Raw genomic sequence first — 4874 nt, 5'->3', positions numbered from 1 at the left:
CCCGGCGGCCGGTGTTGAGCCGCGAGTCGTTCACCGGCGCGGCGCAGTTGAACGCCGGCCCCGCCGTCTCGGTGGCGAAGTCGTAGTCCCGGTACGGCATGGTCGGCGTGACGCAGAACGGCCAGCCGTAGTTGCCCGGCTCGTTGATGACCATCCACCGGCCGTGACCGGCCGGCCCGCGCTCGGGGTCCGGGTGGTCCGCGTCCGGCGAGTAGTCGGCCATGTAGACCTGGTCGGTCTTCGGGTTGATGTCGAACCGGAACGGGTTGCGCAGCCCCATCGCGTAGATCTCGGGGCGCGTCCTGCGCGTACCGGGCGGGAAAAGGTTGCCGCGCGGGATGGTGTACCCGCCGCCCGGCCTCACCCTGATCCGCAGCAGCTTGCCGCGGAGGTCGTTCGTGTTGCCGGCGCTGCGGCGCGCGTCGAACGCCGGGTTGCGGCCGGCGCGGTCGTCCAGCGGCGCGTAGCCGTCGGACTCGAACGGGTTGGTGTCGTCACCTGTCGACAGGTAGAGATTTCCCTTGCTGTCGAAGGCGATCTGGCCGCCGACGTGGCAGCAGATGCCGCGGTCCACGGGCACGTCGATGATCCTCTGCTCACTGCGCAGGTCGAGCGTGTTGCCGCGCAGCTTGAACCGGGACAGCCGGACCACGCCCCTGAACCGGTCCCAGTCGGCCTGGGTGCCGGTGGTCGGCGCGTCGCCCTCGTTCACGTCCGGGGTCTCCGGATCGTCAACGGGTGTGTTCCCGGGCGGCGAGTAGTAGAGATAGACCCAGGAGTTGCGCTCGAAGTCCGGGTCGATCGCGATGCCCTGCAGGCCCTCCTCGTCGTGCTGGTAGATCGGGACGTCCGCGGCGAGGGTGTTCAGCCCCGTGCGCGGGTCGTTGATCCGTACTTGACCGGTACGGGCGGTGTGCAGCACCCGCAGGTCGGGCAGCACGGCAAGGCTCATCGGCTCGCCGGGCCGGTCGTTCAGGGTCACCTTCTGGAACGCCGACTGGTCCGTGGGCAGTGGATCCGGCTCGTGACCCGGGTGCGCGGCGGCCGGCAGGGGCGTCAGGCCGGCGAGACCGGCGAACGTCGCGACCAGCACGGCCATGGTGGGAGCTCGCCTCGGGGTTATCCGGTTGGCCATGGCCATCCCCTCTCAGAACCGGATGTTCCGCAGGAACTCGTAACCGACGGCGGCGGTGTCCAGTGCGTCCTCGGGGTCCCGGCCCTCGGCGGTGCCGGCGTCGTCCCGCTCGACGATGTACTCCCGGACCCCGGCCACGTCGGACTGCGCGAAGATCCGGCGGAAGTCGATCAATCCCGTGCCCGGGTCGGCGAACCCGCTGTCGATGTTCATGTCCTTGACGTGGAACTGGAGGACCCGGCCGCGGTGCTCGTGGATCACGTCCACCGGATCGGCGGTGCCCCGCCAGGACCAGTACAGGTCGAGCTCCAGATGCACGAGGCGCCGGTCGGCGGTCGCCGTGAGGAGGTCGAACGCGGTCCGGCCCGACCCGTCGCTCAGCGGAAGGAACTCGAAGTGGTGATTGTGGTAACCGAACCGGAACCCTGCCTCGCGCGCCATGGCGCCCGCCCGGTTGAGGTCCCGGGCGAAGGCGCGCCAGACGGCGGCATCGCGGATCGGGCCGTTCGCGTCGACACCGAAGAACGGGTGCACGACGTAGCGGCAGCCCAGCGTGCGGGCGTCGGCGAGCGTCGCCCGCCATGCGGTTGCGTCGAACGGCTGCGGGATGCCGAAGTGCCCCGACGTGGCGCGGATGCCGTTGGCATCGAGCAGCGCCCGGAAGGCCGCCGCCGTCAGACCGGCGGTGCCGGCGAGCTCGACCTTGGTGTAGCCGATGTCGGCGAGGGCGGCGAGCGTCCCGGCCGGGTCGGCCGCGAGCACGTCGCGCACGGTGTAGAGCTGAATGCTGATCTGATCGGCGGGTACCCGGCGGCGGCCAACGGGTGCCGAGCCGTGGGCGAGCGCGGACGTCGCCGGCGCGACCACCGTACCGGCTACGCCGGCGGCCGCGGCCACCATGACGCCGGAGCGCAGGAATCCGCGACGGCCGAACGGCAATCCCGTCTCGGCCGGGTTTGCCGTCTGAACATGATCGACGTGCATGGGAGATCTCCTTCCCGGCCCGCGCAGGGGCGGACCGCGACGACATCGGCGCGGCGGTCTGGAGGCTGGTAGAACGTCGGTAATGAATTACGTACGGCGAAAGCACCCAGGTTTTGCCCTGGACGCAGAGTTGATTGTGCGCACCAGCGAATCGGCCAACCTGGTGGAGGCCTTCAACTGATGTCGGTCTTGGTCAGGACGAAGGAAATCGCGATACCAACCAACATCACCTGCACTCTCCACGCGCGGACCTTGCGTGCGTCCCCAGGGTCCGGGGGGATGCGGTGCGTCGCACCTCAATATTCTCCACGGTGCGAAGGGATGCAAGTCGTACGGCCGCATCGCCAAACGGGAAGGTCGTTCGACGCTTCCCATGCCTCCTTGTCCTTGCCACCTCGGCTGTCCCCGAGGGGACACGTTCGTCCGGAGTCACATGTCCGCGGCGCGACGCATTCCGATCAAGGAGATCCTGGGGGCACCCGGTCCGCGGAATTGCGTTTCGCAATTGCTCAATCAGCCGAACAACGCGGTGGCGAAACGCAATCAACACGCGTACGCCGTTCTCCGTCACCGAGAAGCGCGCGGCTCGTCAGCGAGAGCGCCGTCATCGGTCGTCTGGTGGAAACCCGGCGGTCGTGTTGGTGGCGACGATCGCCTCGGGTCGGCATTGTTGGCATTCGTCAACTCAACGAAGCCGCGTACGACGACGTTAATGAGGCCGTCCTCTCCCGCCGATCGCCTGCGTTCTGAATTGCACCTTCGCCGGTCCCTGGTCGCGCACGAGGCGCGCCGCCGGTGATAGAGGTACGTGACGTAGGGGACCAAGGGGCCCGATCCCCATCCGGGAATCGCAGGCACAGGTCGAGCAGGAAGCCCTGGCGGACCACGCGGCTGGCCGATGGACCGCGACCGGGTCGACCGGTGCCTAGCGTTCGGTCGGGAGCGGGTGCCTCTCGTAGATGTCAGGGATGTCGTTGTGGTCACGGTCGACGGTCTCGGCTTCCCGGATGCGGCGGTAGGCCCGGTCGCGCAGGCGCAGGATGATCGCGGCGAGCAGCGCGGCGGCCAGCGAGCCGGTGAGGACGGCGACCTTGACGTGGTCGTCGCGGTCGGTGCCCAGCCCGAACGCCAACTCGCCGATGAGCAGTGAAACGGTGAATCCGATACCGCCCAGCATCGCCAGGCCGACCACGTCGGTCCAGGTGAGGCCCTCGTCGAGGTCGGCGCGGGTGAACCGGGCCACCAGCCAGGTCGCGGCGGTGATGCCGACCGTCTTACCGACGACGAGCCCGACGATGATGCCCACCGCCACCGGGTCGCGCAGCGCTGAACCCAGCCCGCTGAGCCCGCCGATGGTGACACCGGCCGACAGCAGCGCGAAGATCGGAACGGCCACGACGGCGGAGATCGGGCGGAAGCGGTGCTCGAAGTGTTCGGCCAGCCCCGGGCCGGCGTCGGGACCTCCCGCCCGGTCACTACGCACGACCGGCACCGTGAACGCCAGCAGCACCCCGGCGACCGTGGCGTGCACGCCGGACTCGTGCATCAGCGTCCAGGTGGCCACGGCGAGGGGGAGCAGCAGCCACCACGACCGGACCCGCCGCTGCACCAGCACGGCGAACACGGTTAGCGGGACCAAACAGCCGAGGAGCGGTAGGAGGGCGAGGTCGGCGGTGAAGAACACGGCGATGATGACGATGGCGAGCAGGTCATCCACAACGGCCAGGGTGAGCATGAATGTGCGCAGCGCGGTCGGTAGGTTACGTCCGATCACGGCCAGGACCGCCAGCGCGAACGCGATGTCGGTCGCGGTGGGGATCGCCCACCCCTGAGCGGCGTCTCCGCCGGTATCGATGGTGACCAGCAGGTACAGCCCGGCGGGGACGATGACACCGCCGAGCGCGGCAGCGATCGGCACTGCGGCGCGACGCGGGTCGCGAAGGTCACCGGCGACGAACTCCCGTTTCAGTTCCAGCCCGGCGACGAAGAAGAAGATCGCCAGCAGCCCGTCCGCCGCCCAGGTCGCCAGGCTCAGGTCCAGGTGCAGCGCCTCCGGGCCGACGGTGAACCCACGGACCGCGTCGTACGCGTCCGACCAGGGGCTGTTCGCCCAGACCATGCCCGCCAACGCGCCGGCCAGTAGCAGCGCCCCACCGAGCGTCTCCTTGCTCAGGATCTGCGTGATGCGGCGGGTTTCCGGCCACGACCCCCACCCAAACAGCGTCCGGCTGCGCCGCGAGGGATCGCTCATCGAACAGCTCCAAACGTCGGTTGGGGCGACACGTGTTCCTTTCCCCGTCTTTCCCCGGCGAACCGGGGTGGTTAGGGGGTGCGGCGGCGCCGGCCGCCGGTGGACCTTCGGGCGTCCCAGAAGTCTAGAAGGCGAAGAAGCGCAGCCACAGATACGGCACGGCCAACGCGATCGAGATGACGGTGACCACGAGCCCGTACCGGGTGAACTGCCAGAACGTGTTTGTGGCGCCCGGCGCGGTCGGCGGTGCCGAGCATGACGACGGTCGCCGACGCGCCGATGGCGGTGGCATGGCCGCCCATGTCCGCGCTGATGACCTCGCCGCCCCGTTCCCGACCGCCGGGCCGGGCACATCGGCGTTCGATGCCGCACGGCTGTTGGCCAGCGGCGACCTGCCCGGACGGAGCACCACGCCGACCAGGTTTCCCAGCACCCCCGGCACCGACCGATCGGCTGTCCCACCTACGTCGCGGTGGCCGCCGCCCGCAGCGTCGTCAGAAGCTG

At 69.5% G+C, this 4874-nt stretch carries 3 protein-coding genes and 1 pseudogene; all 4 read right to left on the bottom strand.

What is annotated here, in order from left to right; translation table 11 throughout:
* The coding region (locus VFO68_RS28115; RefSeq protein ID WP_325161420.1) for a PQQ-dependent sugar dehydrogenase at window positions 1-1099 on the bottom strand (1099 nt) is incomplete at its 3' end.
* 48 nt (window positions 1100-1147) lie between these two features.
* Complete coding sequence (locus VFO68_RS28110; protein ID WP_325161419.1) at window positions 1148-2119, bottom strand: sugar phosphate isomerase/epimerase; 972 nt, start codon at window positions 2117-2119, stop codon at window positions 1148-1150.
* Window positions 2120-3044: 925 nt separating this feature from the next.
* A complete protein-coding gene (gene nhaA / locus VFO68_RS28105) occupies window positions 3045-4370 on the bottom strand; it encodes a Na+/H+ antiporter NhaA (protein WP_325161418.1) in 1326 nt (441 codons plus the stop codon).
* A 124-nt stretch (window positions 4371-4494) separates the two neighbouring features.
* Window positions 4495-4874: pseudogene (locus tag VFO68_RS28100) on the bottom strand (hypothetical protein); the annotation flags it as partial.

Source organism: Actinophytocola sp., assembly GCF_035712165.1.
Lineage (GTDB): Bacteria > Actinomycetota > Actinomycetes > Mycobacteriales > Pseudonocardiaceae > DASYTH01.
Note: the sequence above shows the minus strand (reverse complement) of the source record. Positions and strands in the feature narration are given on the sequence as shown.

Coding starts and splice junctions, on each gene's coding strand:
- VFO68_RS28110 (WP_325161419.1), bottom strand. CDS start 2,119: ATGCACGTCGATCATGTTCAGACGGCAAACCCGGCCGAGACGGGATTG.
- nhaA (WP_325161418.1), bottom strand. CDS start 4,370: ATGAGCGATCCCTCGCGGCGCAGCCGGACGCTGTTTGGGTGGGGGTCG.